Annotated in this window: 15 protein-coding genes; 13 read left to right on the top strand and 2 right to left on the bottom strand. The window is 71.4% G+C overall.

What is annotated here, in order from left to right:
- The first annotated feature begins 194 nt into the window (after positions 1 to 194).
- Positions 195 to 1,745, top strand: a complete 1,551-nt coding sequence (locus AB0K35_RS33590; protein WP_238670873.1) for an alkaline phosphatase D family protein — start codon at positions 195 to 197, stop codon at positions 1,743 to 1,745.
- A 327-nt stretch (positions 1,746 to 2,072) separates the two neighbouring features.
- Here AB0K35_RS33590 and AB0K35_RS33585 read toward each other — a convergent pair whose 3' ends face one another.
- Entirely contained in the window at positions 2,073 to 3,092 is a 1,020-nt protein-coding gene (locus AB0K35_RS33585; protein WP_238670874.1) for an ArsR family transcriptional regulator, read from the bottom strand.
- A 312-nt stretch (positions 3,093 to 3,404) separates the two neighbouring features.
- Between AB0K35_RS33585 and ileS the strand changes: the two genes are divergently transcribed.
- Together ileS and AB0K35_RS33575 are read left to right on the top strand one after the other, a co-directional pair.
- Positions 3,405 to 6,599 carry an isoleucine--tRNA ligase gene (gene ileS, locus AB0K35_RS33580; RefSeq protein WP_238670875.1) on the top strand — a complete coding sequence of 1,065 codons (3,195 nt, stop codon included), beginning with the start codon at positions 3,405 to 3,407 and terminating at the stop codon, positions 6,597 to 6,599.
- A gap of 105 nt (positions 6,600 to 6,704) precedes the next feature.
- Positions 6,705 to 7,394 (top strand): lysophospholipid acyltransferase family protein, encoded by a 690-nt coding sequence (locus tag AB0K35_RS33575; RefSeq protein ID WP_238670876.1) that lies wholly within the window; start codon positions 6,705 to 6,707, stop codon positions 7,392 to 7,394.
- 84 nt (positions 7,395 to 7,478) lie between these two features.
- Here AB0K35_RS33575 and AB0K35_RS33570 read toward each other — a convergent pair whose 3' ends face one another.
- Complete coding sequence (locus AB0K35_RS33570; RefSeq protein WP_363890594.1) at positions 7,479 to 8,729, bottom strand: hypothetical protein; 1,251 nt, start codon at positions 8,727 to 8,729, stop codon at positions 7,479 to 7,481.
- 107 nt (positions 8,730 to 8,836) lie between these two features.
- On the opposite strand from AB0K35_RS33570, the gene AB0K35_RS33565 reads away from it, so the two are divergent.
- The 10 genes from AB0K35_RS33565 (at position 8,837) to obgE (ending at position 21,610) form a co-directional block, all read left to right on the top strand.
- Complete coding sequence (locus AB0K35_RS33565) at positions 8,837 to 10,843, top strand: TIGR03960 family B12-binding radical SAM protein (RefSeq protein WP_238670878.1); 2,007 nt, start codon at positions 8,837 to 8,839, stop codon at positions 10,841 to 10,843.
- 262 nt (positions 10,844 to 11,105) lie between these two features.
- Positions 11,106 to 11,546 carry a hypothetical protein gene (locus AB0K35_RS33560; protein WP_238670879.1) on the top strand — a complete coding sequence of 147 codons (441 nt, stop codon included), beginning with the start codon at positions 11,106 to 11,108 and terminating at the stop codon, positions 11,544 to 11,546.
- A 10-nt stretch (positions 11,547 to 11,556) separates the two neighbouring features.
- Entirely contained in the window at positions 11,557 to 13,038 is a 1,482-nt protein-coding gene (locus tag AB0K35_RS33555) for a hypothetical protein (RefSeq protein WP_238670880.1), read from the top strand.
- Between the two features lie 10 nt (positions 13,039 to 13,048).
- On the top strand, positions 13,049 to 14,476 hold the full coding sequence (gene mycP, locus AB0K35_RS33550) for a type VII secretion-associated serine protease mycosin (protein ID WP_363890591.1): 1,428 nt from the start codon (positions 13,049 to 13,051) through the stop codon (positions 14,474 to 14,476).
- 159 nt (positions 14,477 to 14,635) lie between these two features.
- Positions 14,636 to 15,448, top strand: coding sequence for a TIGR03936 family radical SAM-associated protein (locus tag AB0K35_RS33545; protein ID WP_274526189.1), 813 nt, complete (start codon positions 14,636 to 14,638; stop codon positions 15,446 to 15,448).
- Positions 15,449 to 15,579: 131 nt separating this feature from the next.
- A complete protein-coding gene (locus tag AB0K35_RS33540) occupies positions 15,580 to 18,702 on the top strand; it encodes an Rne/Rng family ribonuclease (RefSeq protein ID WP_363890589.1) in 3,123 nt (1,040 codons plus the stop codon).
- A 116-nt stretch (positions 18,703 to 18,818) separates the two neighbouring features.
- Positions 18,819 to 19,301, top strand: a complete 483-nt coding sequence (locus AB0K35_RS33535; RefSeq protein WP_363890587.1) for a hypothetical protein — start codon at positions 18,819 to 18,821, stop codon at positions 19,299 to 19,301.
- A 166-nt stretch (positions 19,302 to 19,467) separates the two neighbouring features.
- Positions 19,468 to 19,782 carry a 50S ribosomal protein L21 gene (gene rplU / locus AB0K35_RS33530; protein WP_007464063.1) on the top strand — a complete coding sequence of 105 codons (315 nt, stop codon included), beginning with the start codon at positions 19,468 to 19,470 and terminating at the stop codon, positions 19,780 to 19,782.
- An 11-nt stretch (positions 19,783 to 19,793) separates the two neighbouring features.
- Positions 19,794 to 20,048 carry a 50S ribosomal protein L27 gene (rpmA, locus tag AB0K35_RS33525; RefSeq protein ID WP_007464062.1) on the top strand — a complete coding sequence of 85 codons (255 nt, stop codon included), beginning with the start codon at positions 19,794 to 19,796 and terminating at the stop codon, positions 20,046 to 20,048.
- 95 nt (positions 20,049 to 20,143) lie between these two features.
- Positions 20,144 to 21,610, top strand: coding sequence for a GTPase ObgE (gene obgE / locus AB0K35_RS33520; RefSeq protein ID WP_238670884.1), 1,467 nt, complete (start codon positions 20,144 to 20,146; stop codon positions 21,608 to 21,610).
- Positions 21,611 to 21,619 lie beyond the last annotated feature (9 nt).

Raw genomic sequence — 21,619 nt, 5'->3', positions numbered from 1 at the left:
GATCCGACACCGCTACGACGGTCTGACCGGGGCCGGCCGTGACAACCGTCGTGGTGACCCCGGTCACGCGTGGTGGGCCGGCCGCCGGCGTTCCGGCCGGACAACAGGCGTTCGGGCGCCGGTCACCCGGGCCGCCGATCGCGGTCATCTCCGCCCGGTAGACCGACGGGGTCAACCCATGACCGGGAGGAAGAATGACCGAGCTTGATCGACGTACCCTGCTGCGGGCCGGCCTGGTGGTCGGCGCCGGAGTCGCCGGCGGCACCCTGCTGGGCGGCGCTGGCGCGAACGCAGCCCCGGCCTGGCGCCCGGCCGCCCGCCCGGTGCTCACCCACGGCGTGCAGAGCGGTGACGTGACAGCGGACTCCGCGCTGGTCTGGACCCGGGCCGACCGGCCGGGCCGGATGCTGGTCGAGGTGAGCCGCCGGCCGGACTTCCGGGGGGCGCGCGAGCTGCGCGGCCCGGTGCTCACCCCGAACGGCGACTTCACCGGCAAGGTCCGGCTGCGGGGGTTGCCGGACGCCGAGCGTCTGCACTACCGGGTCCGGGTGGAGAGCCTGGAGCGGCACGGAGTGGTCAGCGAGCCGCTGACCGGGACGTTGACCACGGCGCCGGGCCGGCACCGGCGCAGCGACGTGACGTTCGTCTGGACCGGCGACATCGTCGGGCAGGGCTGGGGGATCGACCCGAACTTCGGTGGGATGTCGATCTTCCGGGCGATGCGGGAGGCCCGGCCCGACTTCTATCTGTGCAGCGGTGACACGGTGTACGCCGACGGCCCGCTTGTCGAGTCGGTGACCCTGCCCGACGGGCGGATCTGGCGCAACGTGGTGACGCCGGAGAAGAGCAAGGTCGCCGAGACGCTCACCGAGTACCGGGGGCAGTACGCGTACAACCTGATCGACGAGCATCTGCGGGCGTTCAACGCGGCGGTCCCGCAGATCAACCAGTGGGACGACCACGAGGTCCTCAACAACTGGTACCCCGGCGAGGTCCTGGACGACCCGCGCTACACCGAGCGGCGGGTGGACGTGCTCGCCGCCAGGGCCCGCCAGGCGTTCGGCGAGTGGCTGCCGGTGCCGGACAACGGGCCGCTGTACCGGCGGATCTCGCACGGGCCGCTGCTGGACGTGTTCGTGCTGGACATGCGGACCCACAAGGACCCGAACGACGGCAACACGTACGCCGACCCGAAGCGCGGTCTGCTCGGCCGTGAGCAGCGCGAGTGGCTGATCCGGGAGCTGAAGCGGTCCACGGCGACCTGGAAGGTGATCGCCAACGACCTGCCGATCGGGGTGGTGGTGCCGGACGGTCCGACCGCGCAGGAGGGTGTCGCGCAGGGTGACCCGGGCGCACCGGCCGGGCGTGAGCTGGAGTTCGCCGAGGTGCTGCGGGCCACCCACCGCGCCGGGGTGACCGGCATGGTCTTCCTCACCGCCGACGTGCACTACTCGGCCGCGCACCACTACGACCCATCCCGGGCTGCGGTCGGCGACTTCACCCCGTTCTGGGAGTTCGTCTCCGGCCCGGCGCACGCCGGGGCGTTCGGCCCGAACGCGCTGGACGGCACGTTCGGACCGCGGGCCGCCTTCGTGCACGCCCCTCCGGTGGCCAACACCTCGCCGGCGGAGGGTTTCCAGCACTTCGGTCAGGTGTCCATCGACGGCGAGTCGGAGGCCCTGACTGTGCACCTCCGTGACCGCGACGGCGCCTCCCTCTGGAGCACCACCCTCCCCGCTCCCTGATCCCACCTAGGCTCCCTCTCGGTTGATCATGGAGTTGTGGCCACGCCACGCCCGTCGAGCGAGGCGAGAACTTCACGGTCAACCGAGGGGTGGGGGTTGGTGTTGCCAGCGCCGGTTGGGCCGGGCAGGCCGAACAGCTCCCCGTTACCGACCGTCAGGTCGACGCCGCGGACTGCCCGGACCTCACGGCGCTGGGGTCGTGACCATCCCGGGGCGGCTGCGGCACCTGCGGCTCACCCCGACCGCCTCGATCGCGTGTTCGATCGAGATCCGCAGGCTAGGAGTGCCGGGAACTGGTGGGAAACGGATTCGGATCGAGCCGAATGCTCACGCCGAGGCGCTCGTCGGCTCGTCACCAACGAGCTGTACCAGAGCCAGGCCGGCCGGTTCCAGGCCGTACAACACCCGCCGGCCCACCCGGCGGCGGTGCACCACGCCGGCGGCCAGCAGCGCGGAGAGCTGCTCCGACACGGTGCTCGGGGCGAGCCCCAAGGTCGCCGCGAGGCCAGCGGTGGTGGCCGGCCTCGCCAGTGCCCGCAGCACCTGGGCACGACCACGGCCGACAAGCACCGCCAGGCGATCCGTGGCCGGTGTCGTCCGGGGCGCCGAGGCGGGCCCACCCTCGGCCAGCACCACCGCCCCGCGCGCCTGGTAGGAGACGGCGATGATCTCCGGATGGTCGGTGGCGCAGATGAGCGCTCCCTGCGAGAAGATCAGGGGAAGCAGCAACAGCCGCTGGTTCACCGCGGTGAACTGCTGCTCCGACGGCTTCACCAGCGTCAGCACCGGCTTCTTCCAGCGCACCCGTTCGTGCAGGTCGGTCAGCAGCGCGTCCGGACCGTACGCGGCGAGAGCCCGCGCCCGGTGCAGCACCTCCTCGTCCAGCGCCGCCTGCATCGCCGACCACCACGGCGCGATGGCCGCGTCCCAGTACGCCTCGATGCCGTCGGCGAGCCGGTCCAGGGCGGCCCGCCGGTCCGTGACGAATGGGCCGAGCCACTCCGGCAGGTCGTCCGGGTGGTAGTAGTGGGGGATCTGCTCGGCGATCACCTCAGCCGGCGTCGCGCGCAGTTCGGCGAGCTGTTCGGCAAGGGTCGGCGCGGCCGACGTGGGGATCGGGCTGAGGAAGTCCGGTGCGGGTAGGCCGATGGTCAGCAGCCGGGCCGGCGCGGCCGCCGGCACCTCGTCGAGCACCCGCCGTGCGTGCCGCGCCCAGGCCGTGTACGGCCAGGGTGCCTCCACCGGATGGCGGTGCAGCACGAACAGGCTGGTCAGCACCTCCCACAGGGGGCTGGTGGCGATCCGGGTGCGGGACAGCGTCGGTTCGTCCAACTCGATCCGGATCACCCGGCCAGCCTAGGGTGTGCCGGCGTGGGTCATCACTCGAAGGCGCGGCGGTCGGCGCGTCGAGTATCGTTGGACCCCGTAAGGCGATGACCCGGCCATCACCGGTGAGCCTCCGGAAGAACAGCCGGGCAACCGGCCCAGTAGAACCGGACGGGTGCGGCCCGTCACAGCCGACAATGAGCGGGCGGTCGATCCTGACCGCCAAGCGGGGTGGTACCGCGGGCCACCCGGGAGCGCCGTTCCTGGCGTACCCCGGAAGGTTCGTCCTCGCAGTCCCACGTTGAGTGAGCTGCACGAGGAGAGCGACCCCCGATGGCCTATCCATTGCACGACCCGACCGCCGCCGGTGTACCGGCGAGCCCGGACCTGCCCGCGGTCGAGCGCCGGGTGCTGGAGCACTGGACGGCCGACAAGACCTTCGAGGCCAGCATCGAGGCCCGCCCGGCCGGCACGGACGGCAAGAACGAGTACGTCTTCTACGACGGCCCGCCGTTCGCCAACGGCCTGCCGCACTACGGTCACCTCTTCACCGGCTACGTCAAGGACGTGGTGCCGCGCTACCAGACCATGCGCGGCCGGCACGTGGAGCGGCGCTTCGGCTGGGACTGCCACGGCCTGCCCGCCGAGGTGGTGGCCGAGAAGCAGCTCGGCATCACCAGCAAGGCGGAGATCATCGACCTGGGCGTGGACCGGTTCAACGAGGCCTGCCGTACCTCGGTGCTGGAGTTCACCCAGGACTGGGAGCGGTACATCAACCGGCAGGCCCGCTGGGTCGACTTCACGAACGACTACAAGACCCTCGACCTGGACTACATGGAAAGCGTCATGTGGGCCTTCAAGACCCTGCACGACAAGGGTCTGATCTACGAGGGCTTCCGGGTGCTGGCGTACTGCTGGCGCTGTGAGACGCCGCTGTCGAACACCGAGACCCGGATGGACGACGTCTACCGGGACCGGCACGACCCCACCCTGTCGGTGTGGTTCGAGCTGACCGCCGACGAGTCCGCGCCGGAGCTGGTGCGCGGGCCGGTCAAGCTGGGCGTCTGGACCACCACGCCGTGGACCCTGCCGTCGAACCTGGCGCTCGCCGTCGGGCCCGACATCGAGTACGCGGTGCTCGAACGCGACGGCGACCGCTACCTGGTGGGGGCGGCGCGGCTGGCCGCGTACGCCAAGGAACTGGAGTCCTACGAGCAGGTCGGCACGGTGTACGGCCGGGACCTGGTCGGACGCCGCTACACGCCGCTGTTCGACTTCCTCGTCGAGCAGGCCGGGGAGAACGCCTACCAGGTGCTCGGCGCGGAGTTCGTCACCACCGAGGACGGCACCGGGATCGTGCACCTGGCCCCGGCCTTCGGTGAGGACGACCAGAACGTCTGCAACGCCGCCGGCATCCCCACCATCGTCACTGTGGACGACCACACCCGGTTCACCGCGCTGGTCCCGCCGTACCAGGGTGAGCAGGTCTTCGACGTCAACAAGCCGGTGATCCGGGAGCTGAAGGACCGGGGGGTGGTGCTCAAGCAGGACACCTACACCCACTCGTACCCGCACTGCTGGCGTTGCGACACCCCGCTGGTCTACAAGGCGGTGTCGTCCTGGTTCGTCGCGGTGACGCAGTTCCGGGACCGGATGGTCGAGCTGAACCAGGAGATCAACTGGACGCCCGGCCACATCAAGGACGGCTCGTTCGGCAAGTGGCTGGCCAACGCCCGGGACTGGTCGATCAGCCGGAACCGGTTCTGGGGCTCGCCGATCCCGGCGTGGAAGTCCGACGACCCGAACTACCCGCGCCTGGACGTCTACGGTTCGCTCGCCGACATCGAGCGGGACTTCGGCGTACGCCTGACCGACCTGCACCGGCCGGCGGTGGACGACCTGGTCCGCCCCAACCCGGACGACCCGACCGGGCAGTCGATGATGCGTCGGGTGCCGGAGGTGCTGGACTGCTGGTTCGAGTCCGGATCGATGCCGTTCGCCCAGGTGCACTACCCGTTCGAGAACGCCGACTGGTTCGAGCACCACTACCCGGGTGACTTCATCGTCGAGTACATCGGGCAGACCCGCGGCTGGTTCTACACCATGCACGTGCTGGCCACCGCGCTGTTCGACAGGCCGGCGTTCCGCAACTGCCTGAGCCACGGCATCCTGCTCGGCTCGGACGGGCGCAAGATGTCCAAGAGCCTGCGCAACTACCCGGACGTCTACCACGTCTTCGACGCGTACGGCTCGGACGCGATGCGCTGGATGCTGATGTCCTCGCCGGTGCTGCGCGGTGGGGACATGGCGGTCACCGAAGCGGGCATCCGCGACGCCGTCCGGCAGGTGCTGCTGCCGCTGTGGAACGTGTGGTACTTCTTCACGCTCTACGCCAACGCCGACGGGCACCAGGCCCGGCGGCGTACCGACTCCACCCACCTGCTCGACCGGTACGTGCTGGCGAAGACGAACGAGCTGGTGTCCACCGTCGGCGCGCAGATGGACGCGTACGACATCTCCGGTGCCTGCGCCACTGTCCGGTCGTACCTGGACGCGTTGACCAACTGGTACGTGCGCCGGTCCCGGGACCGGTTCTGGTCGGGTGACGCCAACGCCTTCGACACCCTGTCGACGGTGCTGGAGACCCTCTGCCGGGTGGTGGCGCCGCTCGCGCCGCTGACCGCGGAGGAGATCTGGCGTGGCCTGACCGGGGAGCGTTCGGTGCACCTGACCGACTGGCCGGAGGCGAGCGAGTTCCCGGCCGACCACGATTTGGTCGCCGCGATGGACAACGTGCGAGCGGTCGCCTCGGCGGCGCTGTCGCTGCGCAAGGCCAAGGGGTTGCGGGTGCGACTGCCGCTGTCGAAGCTGACGGTGGCCTCGCCGGCCGCGGAGCAGCTGCGGCCGTTCGCCGACCTGGTCGCCGACGAGGTCAACGTGAAGACCGTGGAGTTCAGCGCGGAGCTGTCCGCGTACTGCGAGCAGGTGTTGACAGTGGTGCCCCGGGCGCTCGGCCCGCGGGTCGGCAAGCAGGTGCAGCAGGTGATCAAGGCGGTCAAGGCCGGCGAGTGGGAGCTGGTCGACGGCGCCCCGGTGGCCGCCGGCGTCACCCTCGCCGAGGGTGAGTACGAGTTGCGCCTGGTCGCCGCCGACGCCGAGCACTCCGCGCCACTGCCCGGCGGCGAGGGCGTGGTGGTGCTCGACACCGACGTCACAGCGGAGCTGGCCGCCGAGGGGCTGGCCCGCGACGTCGTGCGGGTGGTGCAGCAGGCCCGCCGGGACGCCGACCTGGACGTCTCGGACCGGATCGTGGTGTCGGTGTCGGCGTCCGACGAGGTACGCGCGGCGGTGTCCGCGTACGTCGACTTCGTCGCCGCAGAGGTGCTGGCCGACTCGGTCGACTTCGTCGAGGGTCCGGACGGCTCCGCCGTCGAGGGTCCGGACGGCTCCGCCGTCGAGGGCCTGGAGGGCTTCGCTGGCGAGGTCGGCGATGGTGAGCGGGTAACGGTGGTCGTCCGCCGGGTATAACGGACCATCGCCAGGGTGCGGGCGCCTCACCACCTCCGTCCGGGAGGTGTGGAGGCGTCCGCTACCGTGACACCGCCTGTTCGCACCTGATCTGCCGGAGGACCAGTGCCCCTGCTCTACACCATCGGCAAGCTCACCGTGGCGCCCACGCTGCGGTTGGCGTTCCGCCCGACCGTGGAGGGGCTGGAACACGTGCCGGAGACCGGTGGTGCGGTCTTCGCCGGCAACCACCTCTCGGTGGCCGACGAGTTGTTCCTCGGCACTGTCGTGCCCCGGCACCTGGCGTTCTGGGCCAAGTCGGAATATTTCAAGGGCGCCGGCGTGAAGGGTGCGATCTCCAAGTTCGTCCTCACCGGCCTGGGCGCGATCCCGGTCGAGCGGGCCGGTGGCCGGGCGGCGCTGTCCGCGTTCGACGCGGCGATCCCGGCGCTCAAGGGCGGTGACCTGGTGGTGGTCTACCCGGAGGGCACCCGCTCGCCGGACGGCAAGCTCTACCGGGGGCGGACCGGCGCGGCTCGGCTGGCGATCTCGGCCGGTGTGCCGATCATCCCGGTCGGCATGATCGGCACGGACAAGGCGCAGCCGATCGGCGCCCGGGTGCCCCGGCCGGGCACTGCCAAGATCACGGTTCGATTCGGCAAGCCGCTGGACTTCACCGGCCGACCGGACGATCGCACCTCGCTGCGGCAGATGACCGACGAGATGATGAGTGAGATCCAGAAGCTCACCGGCCAGGAGTACGTGCCCCGCTACGCCCCGCCGCGCGCCCACCCGGACCCGACCCGCGACGCCTGACCCCGCCGGGCGCACCCTGCCCGGCCGCGCGGCCCGAACGCCCGAATGCGGATCACCGGACCCCGGCCTGGCCGGGGTGCGGCTTCAGCCCCGCTCGGGCTGGACGATCTGGGCGCGCAGGGTGCCCAGCAGGTCGGCACTGTCGGCGACGGAGAGTCGGGTGAACACGCCGGTGGCGATGCTGCCGTGGTCGACCGACGTGCAGACGACAACGGCACTGCCGTCGGCGCTACCCACCGCGCACCGTTCGTGCCGGCCCCGCACACCGGTGTCCACGCTCTCCGGGGCATCCAACGCGTACCGCTTGGTGAGCCGGCTGATCTCGGCCTCCGCGTCCGACTCCGGGCTCAGCCGGAAGCCGGTGCCGCCGAAGACGGTCACCCGTTTGCCGCTCGTCGTGGCGTAGACGCCCGCGAACGTGTCCTCGGCCAGCCAGTGCTCCTTGCGTACCTCGTTCTCCAACTTCTGCGCGGCCTCGGTGCTGCGGCTGTCCTGCCGCAGGCTGAGGTCGTCCACCTGGACGGGCAGGGCCGCGCGTGCCGGGTACTGGGCCGAGATCGGGAACCCGTAGTAGGCGGGGCAGCCACAACAGCAGGCCAGGCTGAGCAGCAGCAGCCACGGCCAGCGGCGTCGTCGGCGGACCGGTACCGGCACGTACCCCTTGGGGGCCTGCCACCCGGGCGGCGGCGATGGCGGTGGCGCGGTGGATCGCCGACCCCGGCGCTGCTTCGGCACCTTCGGCGGCGCGGGTGGTGCGGGTGGCGACATCGGCCGGGCCGGCACCACGGGTCCGATGGCCCGGGGTGCGCTCGAGGCGGCCGGCGGCGGCACCGGGTGCGGCCCGGCCGGGGAAGCGGGCGGCCCGGACCACTGCCTGGTGTCCCGCGATGGGGCCGGAGGAGCGGGCGGCCCGGACCACTGCCTGGTGTCCGGTGGCGACGGATACGACATCGTGGGCGGCAGCGGGGGCAGTTCGGCGGAGGGCAGATCCCAGCCGCCGGTGTCCACGCCGGCCCACGGGTCGACCGGAGTCTGGTGCTCCGGCGGCCCGACGGCCACCGGCGGGGGAGGGGTTGGCTCGGCCGACTCGCCCCAGGCGGGTCGGCGAGGCAGCGGCGGTGGCACCGGGGCCGAACCGCTCCACCTGGGCGCCGGGACCTCCGCGGTCGCGGCAGGCTCCGGCTGGTCCGGGGGTTCCGGCTGGTCCGAGGGTTCCGGCTGGTCCGAGGGTACGGGTGGGGAGGTCGGCTCGTCGGCGACCGCCGGGTCCCGCTCCGGCTCCGCGCCCGGGGTGCTCCCGTCGGCCGGCCGTGCTCCCGGCTGGGGCTCCGGCATCGCGGCAATCTCCTCTCGCGCCGAACCGAGGTTAATACCGCGCCGCCACCATCGCCGATCGGGCGTGCGCGCGATGCCCGCCGGACGAACGCGTACCCTTGGGCATCATGAGTGCCCCGTCCACGACGCCGCGTGCGGCCGCGACCAACTCCGTGTGGTCCCAGCTCGAGCCGCTGCTACCCCAGATCTCCAAGCCCATCCAGTACGTCGGCGGCGAGTTGGGTGCGGTCACGAAGGACTGGGACGCGGCGACCGTGCGCTGGGCGCTGATGTACCCCGACGCCTACGAGGTGGGCCTGCCCAACCAGGGCGTGCAGATCCTCTACGAGGTGCTCAACGAGCTGCCCGACACCCTCGCCGAGCGGACGTACGCGGTCTGGCCGGACCTGGAGACGCTGATGCGCACGCACGGCGTGCCGCAGTTCACCGTCGACGCGCACCGGGCGGTGCGCGGGTTCGACGTGTTCGGCATCTCCTTCTCCACCGAGCTGGGTTACACGAACATGCTCACCGCGATCGACCTGGCCGGCATTCCGATGCTGGCCGCCGACCGCACCGACGCCGACCCGGTGATCGTGGCCGGTGGGCACGCCGCGTTCAACCCGGAGCCGATCGCCGACTTCATCGACGCCGCTGTGCTCGGCGACGGCGAGGAGGCGGTCCTGGAGATCACCGCGATCGTCCGGGAGTGGAAGGCCGAGGGCTCCCCGGGCGGCCGCGACGAGCTGCTGCTGCGGCTGGCCCGCACCGAGAGCGTCTACGTGCCGCGCTTCTACGACGTCGACTACCTGCCGGACGGCCGGATCCAGCGGGTCGTACCGAACCGGGCGGACGTGCCGTTCCGGGTGCACAAGCGCACGACGATGGACCTGGACGCCTGGCCGTACCCGAAGAAGCCCCTCGTTCCGCTGGCCGAGACGGTGCACGAGCGGTACGCGGTGGAGATCTTCCGGGGCTGCACCCGGGGTTGCCGGTTCTGCCAGGCCGGGATGATCACCCGCCCGGTGCGGGAACGGTCGATCACCACTGTCGCGCAGATGGTCCGTGAGGGCCTGGAGTTCTCCGGCTTCTCCGAGGTCGGCCTGCTGTCGCTCTCCTCGGCGGACCACTCCGAGATCGGCGACATGTGCTCGGGCCTCGCCCAGCAGTACGAGGGCACCAACGTCTCGCTGTCGCTGCCCTCGACCCGGGTGGACGCCTTCAACATCGACCTCGCGCAGGAGCTGTCCCGTAACGGGCGGCGCACCGGTCTGACCTTCGCCCCGGAGGGCGGGTCGGAGCGGATCCGCAAGGTCATCAACAAGATGGTGTCGAAGGAAGACCTGATCCGCACTGTCGTCACCGCGTACACCAACGGTTGGCGGCAGGTGAAGCTCTACTTCATGTGTGGCCTGCCCACCGAGACCGACGAGGACGTCCTCGAGATCGCCGAGATGGCCCACGAGGTGATCCGGGCCGGCCGGGCCGCGACCGGCTCCAAGGACATCCGCTGCACGGTCTCCATCGGCGGGTTCGTGCCGAAGCCGCACACCCCGTTCCAGTGGGCCGCGATGGACCGTCCGGAGGTCATCGACCACCGGCTCAAGATCCTCAAGCAGGCCATCAACGCGGACCGCTCGCTGGGTCGGGCCATCGGCTACCGGTACCACGACGGCGAGCCGTCGCTCATCGAAGGGCTGCTCTCCAGGGGTGACCGCCGTGTCGGTTCGGTCATCCGCAAGGTCTGGGAGAACGGCGGCCGGTTCGACGGGTGGAGCGAGCACTTCTCGTACCAGCGCTGGGTGGACGCGGCGGCCGAGACGCTGCCCGCCTTCGGGGTGGACCTCGACTGGTACACCACCCGTCAGCGCGACGAGCTGGAGGTCCTGCCCTGGGACCACCTCGACTCGGGCCTGGACAAGGACTGGCTCTGGCAGGACTGGCAGGACTCGTTCAGCGAGTTCGAGCAGGACGACTGCCGGTGGACGCCCTGCTTCGACTGCGGCGTCTGCCCATCGATGGACACCGAGATCCAGATCGGCCCCACCGGCAAGAAGCTGCTGCCGCTCACCCCGCTGGGCGGCAACGGCATGAAGGTCCCGTCGGGCCACTCGCACTCGCACTCGCACCCCTGACCGGGCTGCCTGCGGGCAGCGCCGGCCGGCGGTGACCCACCACCCTCCACATCCGACATGTCACCCAACGGGTCCGCGTCTCGCGGGCCCGTTGGCGTTGTCCGGTGTCCGGCCGCGCTGCGGCCGGACACCGGACCTTCCGTGATATCGGCCGTCATCTGTACCACGTGCTGGTGGCTGGGGCTGCCCCGACTAGGTCAGACTCGATACGCTGCGTCTGACATGGACCGACCCGGCGGGTCGGGGACGGGGGAGGAATCGCATGGGGAGCATCCCGCCGCCGAGTATCGGCGATCTGCAAGTCAGCGTCGAGGACCTGGACGCCGCCGCCACGTACGTCGAGCGGCTCAGGCAGTACATCGACGACACCATCAAGTACGAGATGGAACGCATCAAGGAGCGGATGAAGGGCGACAGCAACAACGCCCAGACCGTCCCTAACGGCACCCCGTTCGGCGCGTACGAGGACGCCCGCATGCAGTGGCGGGCCCTGGAAACCTCCACGGCGAACATGGAAGCGCACCTCACGACGCTCTCCCAGAAGCTCGCCGCGCTGAAGGAGGGCACCGAGGATATCGCCAAGGCGTTCCGCGACACCGAGGCGCGCAACGGCGCCAACGGCAAGGAGATCGAGCGGCTGCTGGAGTCGGCAGCGCCGCCGCCCACCGCCAGCGGCGCACCCACCTACCCGTACACGGCCTGAGGGGGACGTCATGGCTGGAGGAACCTGGGAGCGGTGCGTCCGCGAGGTGACGCTCTCCGCGGACCCGGAAACGGTCGGATCGGTCGGAGCGGGCTGGAGCAACCTCTCCAGCGGCCTGCAACAACTGCGCGACGCGCTCGTCGGGCGCTCGTTCGTCGGCCCGATCGCGACGGGCCAGGAACGCCCGCACGTCGGCGGTCTGCCTGGGATGCTCGCCGGTTGGAAGGGCAGCGGTGGTGACGCGTACCGCGAGCACCTGGGCAAGATCGGCAAGCAGATCGAGGATCTGATCACCGACGCGACGAACGTCAGTGGCGCGTTGACGCGGATCGAGGGCGACATCCGCAAGTCGGTCTCCACGATCCCGATCCCACTGATGGACGACTTCGGGTTCAACGAGTGGAGCCTGCCCAACGGCACCGAGCTCGACGATGCCCGCGACGGCGAGAGTTCGTCGGGGTTCCTCGCCGCGCTGCGCAAGGACTACCAGAGCAACCCCGGCTCGTACGCCGACGGCGCGTTCCGTGACAAGGCCGACGACCTGGAAGCGACGATGAAGGTCGACGGCCAGGCCGGTGACCAGAAGCGGGGCGGCTGGTGGGACACCGGAGCCCACCTGGACAACTGGTACCGGGACAATCAGAACGCGGCGAACACCGCGATGGCCCCGCTGCCCCAGGCGGTCTACACGGAGCGCCCCAAGCTCACCGTCAACGGCCCGGATGCCGGAGCCGAGGTCAACGACATCACTCGTGACACCCGGGTTCCGCCAACGGGGCGACCCGACATCGGTGGTGGCGACTTCGGCGGGAAGCCCGACATCGGTGGTGGCGGCCCCTCGATCGGCAGCAGGCCGCCGAGCATCGGCGACACTGGCGGTCCGACGTCCACAGTGGACGCGTTCTCCCCGACCAAGCCCGGTGGGATCGGCGATGGCTCGCCCACCGGCGGCACCGGTCAGCTCACACCCCCGTCAACGGGCTCCAGCTACCCGGGTTACCCGGACGGCGACGCCGGCTACAGCAGCGGTCTGGCTGGCGCCAGCCCGAGCGGCGTCGGTGGCCTGGGTGGTGGCATCGGCGGCGGCGGGGTCGGCAGCGCCGGTCTCGGTGGCGCTGGCGGTGGGTTCGGAGGCGGTGCCGGCGTCGGCTCGGCCGGCGGGATCGGTGCCGGCGGTGGCCTGGGCGGCGGTGCCGGGATCGGCGTGGGCGGCATCCCCGGCATGGTGGGTGGCGGCAACGGAAAGCTGCCGCCGATGACGAGCGCGGCGAACGCCTTGCGCACCGCCCAGGCCGCCGGCGGCGCCGGGATGGCGGGCGGCGCGCGTGGTGCGGGCGTCGGCGGCGCCGGAATGATGGGCGGCGGCATGATGGGCGGCGCGGGCGGCGCCGGGCACGGCGGTGGCACCGGCTCCGAGCACTCGTCGTGGTTGACTGAGGATGACGATCCGTGGGGTCCTGGTGACGGGGCGTCCCCGGGTGTCCTTCGATGAGGATGGACGGATGAGGGTGAACGTCGGAAGCCTCTGGTCTGTGACCGCCTGCCTGCTGGCGGGGCTCCTGGTGGTGGGGGCCGCTCAGCCGGCGGCAGCCGCGCCCCGGCGGGCCGAGCAGTGGTATCTGGACGAGTTCCGGATCGACCAGGTGCACAAGATCTCGACCGGGCGGGGCGTGGTCGTGGCCGTGATCGACAGTGGCGTCGATGCCAGCCATCCGGACCTGCGCGGTCAGGTGCTTGCCGGTGGTCGCAGCTACGGCACCTCCGGCGACGGCCGGTCCGACGACGACGGACACGGCACGCACATAGCCGGCATCATCGCGGCGAAATCCAGCGGCGACGGGGTGGTCGGCATCGCCCCCGCTGTGAAGATCCTGCCCATCAAGATGCGCAAGGACGACGGGGTCTACAAGGGCGCTGGGATCGCCCGGGGCATCCGGATGGCCGTCGACGGCGGCGCAAAGGTGATCAACATTTCCATTAGTGGCCCGGGCCTCGCCAACCCGGTGGAGCGGGACGCGATCAAGTACGCGTTGGACCGTGACGTCGTGGTGGTCGCCTCCGCCGGTAACACCGCCAAGGGCCACGTCGCGGTCGGAACCCCGGCCAACACCCCCGGTGTGGTCGCGGTGACCGGGACGACAAAGGGCGGAGCGTTCTGGTCCGGCTCCGTCCAGGGGCCGGAGGCGGTGGTCGCCGCTCCCGGCGACAGCGTCTACAACGTCACGAACGAGGGTGGCTACGGCTGGGGTGACGGCACCTCCGACTCCGGTGCGATCGTCTCCGGTCTGGCCGCGCTGATCCGGTCGAAGTATCCGGATCTCAACGCTCCGAGCGTGATCAACCGGATCATCCGGACCGTGCGGGACGCGGGCCCGTCCGGCCGCGATCCGCAGTACGGCTTCGGAGTGATCGACCCGATGAAGGCGCTGACCGCGAACGTGCCGGCGGTCACCGCCAACCCGCTGCTCGACCCGGCCGCGGCGCCGGTCGACCCGGGCTCGACTGCCCGTGCCGCGGGTCCGGACGAGGAGTTCGACGTCACCCAGCACGGCGATCGCGGTGGCCCGACCGACCAGCAGGTCATGGTGGTGGGCATCGGCATCGCCGTGGTGCTGGTGTTGCTGTTGGGGCTGGCGGTGTTCCTCATCTGGAACCGCCGGCGGTACCGGCGGGAGGCGGCTCGGGCCGCCGACATCCCGGACGAGGCGTTGGACCAGGCGCTCTCTGGTGCCTACCCGTCGCCGGGCGCGGGTTACGCCCCGCCGTCCGGCTACCCGCCAGCCCCCGGGTACGCCCCATCCGCCGGGTATGCCGCTCCGCCCCCCGGCCAGGGCCCGCCCTCCGGCTACGGCCCGCCTCCCGGTTATGCGCCGCCTCCCGGTTACGGCCCCCCGGGCGGACCGCCGCCCGCCCCGCCGCAGGAGCGGTAACCGGTCCTGATCGTGGTGGCCGGCTGGTGACTCTTGCGGGTCACCAGCCGGCCATCGGGCTTTTCCGGCCGGTGGTCACGACTCGTACGACCATTTTGCACCCGTCTGTCGGGCCAATCGGCCGCCCCGGCTGCGTACCGTCACGAGCCCTGCGCCAGGATGGGCGGACACGCAGGTACACCCGAGGAGCCCACGATCGCCAGAAAGCCTCAACCCGAGGGCGGCCAGGCACCGGTCGTCCAGCGCGTCCGCATCCGGTACGCCAAGCGTGGACCGCTGCGATTCACCTCGCACCGGGACTTCGCCCGGGCGTTCGAGCGCGCGCTACGCCGGGCCGCCGTGCCGGTCGCCTTCTCCCAGGGTTTCCATCCGCACCCGAAGATCTCCTACGCCAGCGCCGCGCCCACCGGGGTGGCGAGCGAGGCGGAGTACCTGGAAATCGCCCTTCAGGCGGCCGTCGACCCGGCGGCCTTGCGCGCCGCGTTGGACGCCGCGCTCTCGCCGGGGCTGGACGTCCTGGACGCCGTGATCGCCGAAGGGGGCAACCTGCCCGACCGGATCGAGGCGTCGCACTGGCACATCGAGTTGCCTGAGGTCGACACGGCGGTGCTGCGCGCTGCGGTGGACGCCTTCGTGGCGGCCGAGGAGGTGCTGGTCGAGCGGATGACCAAGCAGGGTCGACGCACTTTCGACGCCCGAGCCGCCGTGATATCGATCGATGTCCAACTGCCTACGCCGACGCCTTCCGGGGCGCCGGCCGTACCGTGTGCGATACTCGAACTGGTCGTGCGGCAGGTCACCCCGTCCGTACGGCCCGATGACGTCCTTTCCGGCCTCCGCGTGGTGGCCGACCTGGAGCCGCCGGTTTCGCCGAGGGTGACACGGCTGGCTCAGGGCACGTTGACCGCGCAGGGTGCGATCGTGGATCCGTTGGATGCGGACCGCGACGGGGCAGCCATCGTTGGGCACTGACCGACGGTCGGTGTTCTGGCAGGCAGACTTCGGCGGTCGCGCACCACGCGCGCCCGGCGGAAACACTTTTGCGGCGACCCTGCGTGGCAGCGCTCACCCGCGCCCGGGCTAGCCAGAACTGGAGAACGTCCATGCTCGAGAACGAGCCCGAGGGCGGCGAACGGACCGGTTCACAGCCGGCCGGTGCAACCGCCGACCAGAGCACCACGGCCGACGGTGCCGCCGTCGAGACCTCCACCACGGCCGTCGGTTCGGCCTCGGTGGAACCGGCCGGCGCGGAGAGCGCTCCCGCTGAGGCCGCCGAACCGGCCGCGCCAGCGCGGCGCACCCGGGCGACCCGTCGTCGGGCCGCCCCGCTCAACCAGCCGGAGCAGACCGACGCCCCGATCGAGGCGCCCACCGGTGGCGCCGGCAACGTCGAGTCGCCGCAGGCGGAGGTCTTCGCCCCGGTCTCCGGCGACCTGGACGTCGCACCGAAGACTCCCCGGCGCCGCCGCAAGGCCACCCCCGTCGAGACGACCGCCGAGGAGCCGCTGGTCGCCGCCTCTGCGGAAGCGGCCTCGGCCGAGGTGGTGCCGCCGGTCAAGGTGACCCGTACCCGGCGCAAGAAGGCCACACCGGCTGCCGTCGAGGAGCCGCCCGCCACCGAACAGCCGACCGCCGTCGACGAGTCGCCAGCGGTCGAGGAGCCGGTCGTCGAGGAGCCGGACGTCGCCGAGGCGCCGGCGGAGTCCGACCTGCGCGAGGCAGAGGCCGAGTTGAACGACTCCCCGGCCCTCCCGAGCACGTCCGCCGCCGAACTGGCCTGGAGTAGCGGTGCGCAGGAGCGCTCCGGCGAGGTGCCACCTGGTGTGGCCGTCTCCGGTGTGACGGATGAGCCGAACGAGCCGGCCGAGATCGAGCCGGAGCAGCCGCGTACCCGTCGTCGGCGCGCTGCGCTCTCCGCGCCCACAGTGCTGTTCATGGCACCCCAGCCGGACGCCGTGCCGGTGACCCGACCGGTGGAGCCCGCCGCGGCGACCGAGGAGCCGGCCGTCGAGGAAGCCGCCGAGCCGTCCCGCCGCCGTCGGCGTGGTCGCCGCGAGGTCGAGCCGGTGGAGCCGATCGAGGCCATCGAGGCCGAAGAGGAACCGACCGAGGAGGCCGACGAGGCCGCCGAGGCGGATGAGGACGACGAGGACAGCGCCGCCGCGCGCCGCCGCCGCCGACGTGGTCGCCGGGGCCGGGGCCGGGGCAAGGGCGGGGCCGACGACGCCGAGGACGAGGAGTCCGAGGAGGCGGCGCAGGCCGATGAGGAAGAGACCGCCGAGGCCGAAGCCGAGGGCGACGAGGACGAGGAGTCCGAGGGCGGGGACGGCCTGACCCGTCGCCGTCGTCGCCGTCGCCGTCGTGGCGCCGGTGACACGGAGGGCGCGGCGGACGACGGCGTGCCGACAGTGGTGAAGATCCGCGAGCCGCGCCGGACCGTCGACGAGGTGCAGGGTGTGTCCGGCTCGACCCGGCTGGAGGCCAAGCGCCAGCGTCGCCGGGACGGTCGGGAGCAGCGCCGTACCCGCCCGCCGATCCTCAGCGAGTCGGAGTTCCTGGCGCGCCGGGAGGCCGTCGACCGGGTGATGGCGGTCCGCCAGCGCGGTGACCGCACCCAGATCGCCGTCCTGGAGGACGGCGTGCTGGTCGAGCACTACGTCACCCGCAACTCCTCCGGGACGATGGCCGGCAACGTGTACCTCGGCAAGGTGCAGAACGTGCTGCCGAGCATGGAGGCCGCGTTCGTCGACGTCGGTCGGGGCCGCAACGCCGTGCTGTACGCCGGTGAGGTCAACTGGGACACCTCCGGGCTGGAGGGGCGGGCCCGCTCGATCGAGCAGGCGCTGCGCTCCGGCGACTCGGTGCTGGTCCAGGTCACCAAGGACCCGATCGGGCACAAGGGCGCACGGCTGACCAGCCACATCGCGCTCTCGGGTCGGCACCTGGTCTACGTGCCCAACGGCAACGCCTCCGGGATCAGCCGCAAGCTGCCGGACAACGAGCGCAAGCGGCTGCGCGACGTGCTCAAGAAGCTGGTCCCGGACGGCGCGGGCGTGATCGTCCGGACGGCCGCCGAGGGCGCCACCGAGGACGAGTTGGCCCGCGACGTCAAGCGGCTCCAGGCGCAGTGGGAGGACATCCAGGCCAAGGCCGCCGAGGGTGGCGCTCCGGTGCTGCTCTACGGGGAGCCCGACCTGGTCATCCGGGTGGTCCGGGACCTGTTCAACGAGGACTTCCGCGAGCTGGTGATCGAGGGCGAGCAGTCGTACGACATGGTCGAGTCGTACCTGTCGCACGTCTCCCCGGACCTGGTCGACCGGATGCGCCGGCACGTCGGCACGAGCGACGTCTTCGCCGAGTACCGGATCGACGAGCAGATCATCAAGGGCCTGGACCGCAAGGTCTTCCTGCCCTCCGGCGGCTCGCTGGTGATCGACCGCACCGAGGCGATGACTGTCGTCGACGTCAACACCGGCAAGTACACCGGTTCCGGGGGCAACCTGGAGGAGACCGTCACCCGCAACAACCTGGAGGCGGCGGAGGAGATCGTCCGTCAGCTCCGGCTGCGGGACATCGGCGGCATCGTGGTGATCGACTTCATCGACATGGTGCTGGAGTCGAACCGTGAGCTGGTGCTGCGCCGACTCACTGAGTGCCTGGGCCGGGACCGCACCAAGCACCAGGTCACCGAGATCACGTCGCTCGGCCTGGTGCAGATGACCCGTAAGCGGATCGGCGCGGGCCTGCTGGAGGCGTTCAGCGAGACCTGCGAGTGCTGCAAGGGCCGGGGCGTCATCATCCACACCGAGCCGGTGCCGGAGAAGCCGCGTCCCGCCGGTGCGGGGGAGAAGGTCAAGGCGGTCGCCTCAGCGGTGGCTCCCGCTCCGGCAGCCGAGCAGGGTGCCACCTCGTCCCGCCGCCGGGCGCGCAAGAACGCCCCGGCTGCGGCCGAGCGGACCGCGGTCGAGGTCGTCGACACCGACACCACGGCCGAGCCGGGCGCCGACTACCAGGACACCATGGGCTACGACCTGTCCCGCTACGAGTCGGACACCGCCGCCGCGCCGGCGATCTCCGATGCTCAGCAGGGTGAGTCGGCTCGGCTGGCCGCGGCGGACGACCCGGACGCGCTCGCTGACGGTGAGGGCGACGAGGAAACCACCGAGGGCGGTGGCGGCCGTCGCCGGTCGCGTCGCGGTGGCACCCGTCGGCGGACCCGCCCCTGAGCGCCTGACCGGCCACGTGTTTGACGAGGTCCCTCTCCCGGCAAAGTGACGGGGGAGGGACCTCGCCGTTGTGGCCACCCGGTCCTCGATCGGCTGTCCCAGGTCAGGAGAAGAAGATGCGCCGTCTGCTCGCGGTCACCGCGCTGCTCGCCATGCTCTCCGTCGCGGCCGGCTGCTCCACCGGTGGGACCGCCGAGGGCGCTGGCTCGGCGGCAGCCGGCACCCCTGCCGGCCCGACCGCAATGCCGGCCAGCGGTCATGTGGCGGGCGGCGACGCCACCCAGGTCTGCGCCGCCGCGCAGGAGGCCAGCACCACAGCCGTTCGGACGTACGTGGCTGAGCTGGGTCAGATGCTCGCGGCGGTGGGCGCCGGGGACAGCCGCACGGCCGAGGCCGCCCGGGGACGGGCCGAGGCGGCGCTGGCGGGCTGGCGGACCGTACTGCGGGAGCAGTCGGAGCGGACCGACGATCCGCAGCTCAAGACGCTGCTCACCGACCTCGGCACCGAGATTTCCGCGCTCGGTGCCGACGTCGAGTCGATCGACGAGACCGAACTCGACCGGCTCCAGCAGCGCCTCGACCAGCTCTGCGCGCGCTGACCAGGGCGGGCCGGTTTGGGGTCCGGGCCAGCGATGGCGTACTCTTGCCTGCGGCCCACCTTTGGTGTGCCGAGTTCCCGTGTGCCCGCGCCGCCGTGCACTGCTACCCGGCGAGCCGCTGCGGGAACGACCGCCAGCAGCCTCAACGACAGGGAGTCCGCCTCCGATGTACGCGATCGTCAAGACCGGCGGCAAGCAGTACAAGGTCGCCGAGGGCGACGTGATCGAGGTCGAGAAGCTCACCGGTGCCCCCGGTGACGCGGTGAAGCTCACCGCGGTGCTCCTCGTCGACGGTGACGACCTGGTGACCGACGCGGCGAAGCTTGCCGAGGTCGCGGTGTCCGGCGAAATCGCCGCGCACACCAAGGGCCCGAAGATCCGGATCCACAAGTTCAAGAACAAGACTGGCTACCACAAGCGCCAGGGTCACCGCCAGCCGTTGACCCAGGTCAAGGTGACCGGCATCTCCAGCGGGAAGTAGGTCGTCCTCCAATGGCTCACAAAAAGGGTGCGTCCAGCTCGCGTAACGGTCGTGACTCCGCGGCCCAGCGACTCGGCGTGAAGCGCTTCGGTGGTCAGGTCGTCAGCGCCGGTGAGATCATCATCCGGCAGCGTGGCACCAAGTTCCACCCCGGTGACCTGGTCGGCCGTGGCGGCGACGACACGCTGTTCGCGCTGTCCGCCGGTGCGGTCCTGTTCGGCACCAAGCGCGGTCGCAAGACCGTCAGCATCGTTCCGCAGCAGTAGTTCTCGGGCTAAGCGGGCCGCGGACCTCCGGGTCCCGGCCCGCTTAGCCTTTTTCGCGAAGTGCGAGGTTGGACCTCGCTGGAAGGATTGACGCCGTGGCAACGTTCGTTGACCGGGTCGTTCTGCATCTGCAGGCCGGCGATGGCGGGCACGGTTGTGCCTCGATCCACCGCGAGAAGTTCAAGCCCTTCGGTGGACCGGACGGCGGCAACGGTGGGCACGGGGGCAGCGTGTCCCTGGTGGTCGACCCGCAGGTGACCACGCTGCTCGACTTCCACTTCCACCCGCACGTCAAGGCCGACAACGGCAAGGGCGGCGCCGGCTCGAACCGGGACGGGGCCAACGGCCACAACCTGGTGCTCAAGGTGCCCAACGGCACAGTGGTGCAGACCTCCGATGGCACAGTGCTGGCCGACATGGTCGGCGCCGGCACCACCTTCGAGGTCGCCCGCGGTGGGCGCGGCGGGCGGGGCAACGCCTCGCTGGCCAACGCCAAGCGCAAGGCGCCCGGCTTCGCCGAGCTGGGGGAGCCCGGCGACCAACTGGACATCGTGCTGGAGCTGAAGAGCGTCGCCGATGTGGGCCTGGTGGGCTTCCCGTCCGCCGGCAAGTCGTCGCTGATCTCGGTGATCTCCGCCGCGAAGCCGAAGATCGCCGACTACCCGTTCACCACCCTGGTGCCCAACCTCGGCGTGGTCCGGATGGACAACCACACCTTCACCGTGGCGGACGTGCCGGGCCTGATCCCCGGCGCGGCCACCGGCAAGGGCCTGGGCCTGGAGTTCCTGCGGCACATCGAGCGCTGCGCGGTGCTGGTGCACGTCATCGACTCGGCGACCCTGGAACCCGGCCGTGACCCGGTGGCCGACATCGACGCCATCGAGGCCGAGCTGAGCCAGTACGGCGGTCTGGCCGACCGCCCACGGCTGGTCGCCGTCAACAAGGTAGACGTGCCGGACGGCCGGGACCTCGCCGAGATCGTGCGCCCCGACCTGGAGGAGCGCGGTTACCAGGTGTTCGAGGTCTCCGCGGCCACCCGGGAAGGGCTCAAGGAGCTGACCTACGCGATGGCCGAGCTTGTCGACGCGGAGCGTAAGGCCGCCCCGCCCGCCGAGCCGACCCGGATCGTCATCCGCCCGATCGCCGTGGACGACGACGGTTTCACCATCACTGCCGAGGCGGACGGCTCGTTCACGGTGCGCGGCGTGCGGCCGGAGCGCTGGGTCAAGCAGACCAACTTCGACAACGACGAGGCGGTCGGCTACCTGGCTGACCGGCTGGCCCGGCTCGGGGTGGAGGACAAGCTGGCCAAGGCCGGCGCGCAGCCCGGTGACCTGGTCCGGATCGGCGTGCGCGAGTTCGACTGGCAGCCGACCCTCTTCGCCGGTGTGGACTTCGTACCCGGCAACCGGGGCACCGATGTCCGCCTGGAGGAGAAGTCGAACCGGGCCTCCGCCGCGGATCGGCTCGCCGCCCGGAAGGCTCGCCGGGTGCGTTCGGCCGACGATCTGGGCGCGGACGCGTCCGACGACGACATCGACGACGAGGACGACGCCGAGTAGTTCGTTGCG

Origin of the sequence: Micromonospora sp. NPDC053740, from assembly GCF_040677775.1 — a bacterium.
GTDB lineage: Bacteria > Actinomycetota > Actinomycetes > Mycobacteriales > Micromonosporaceae > Micromonospora > Micromonospora alfalfae.
This window is presented reverse-complemented; position numbering and strand designations above follow the sequence as displayed.

Bases quoted from the DNA above. Each gene is read 5' to 3' on its own strand.
- rpmA (WP_007464062.1), top strand. From the start codon at position 19,794: ATGGCTCACAAAAAGGGTGCGTCCAGCTCGCGTAACGGTCGTGACTCC.
- mycP (WP_363890591.1), top strand. From the start codon at position 13,049: ATGAGGGTGAACGTCGGAAGCCTCTGGTCTGTGACCGCCTGCCTGCTG.
- AB0K35_RS33545 (WP_274526189.1), top strand. From the start codon at position 14,636: ATGGGCGGACACGCAGGTACACCCGAGGAGCCCACGATCGCCAGAAAG.
- ileS (WP_238670875.1), top strand. From the start codon at position 3,405: ATGGCCTATCCATTGCACGACCCGACCGCCGCCGGTGTACCGGCGAGC.
- rplU (WP_007464063.1), top strand. From the start codon at position 19,468: ATGTACGCGATCGTCAAGACCGGCGGCAAGCAGTACAAGGTCGCCGAG.
- AB0K35_RS33565 (WP_238670878.1), top strand. From the start codon at position 8,837: ATGAGTGCCCCGTCCACGACGCCGCGTGCGGCCGCGACCAACTCCGTG.
- AB0K35_RS33555 (WP_238670880.1), top strand. From the start codon at position 11,557: ATGGCTGGAGGAACCTGGGAGCGGTGCGTCCGCGAGGTGACGCTCTCC.
- AB0K35_RS33540 (WP_363890589.1), top strand. From the start codon at position 15,580: ATGCTCGAGAACGAGCCCGAGGGCGGCGAACGGACCGGTTCACAGCCG.
- AB0K35_RS33560 (WP_238670879.1), top strand. From the start codon at position 11,106: ATGGGGAGCATCCCGCCGCCGAGTATCGGCGATCTGCAAGTCAGCGTC.
- AB0K35_RS33590 (WP_238670873.1), top strand. From the start codon at position 195: ATGACCGAGCTTGATCGACGTACCCTGCTGCGGGCCGGCCTGGTGGTC.
- AB0K35_RS33535 (WP_363890587.1), top strand. From the start codon at position 18,819: ATGCGCCGTCTGCTCGCGGTCACCGCGCTGCTCGCCATGCTCTCCGTC.
- AB0K35_RS33570 (WP_363890594.1), bottom strand. From the start codon at position 8,729: ATGCCGGAGCCCCAGCCGGGAGCACGGCCGGCCGACGGGAGCACCCCG.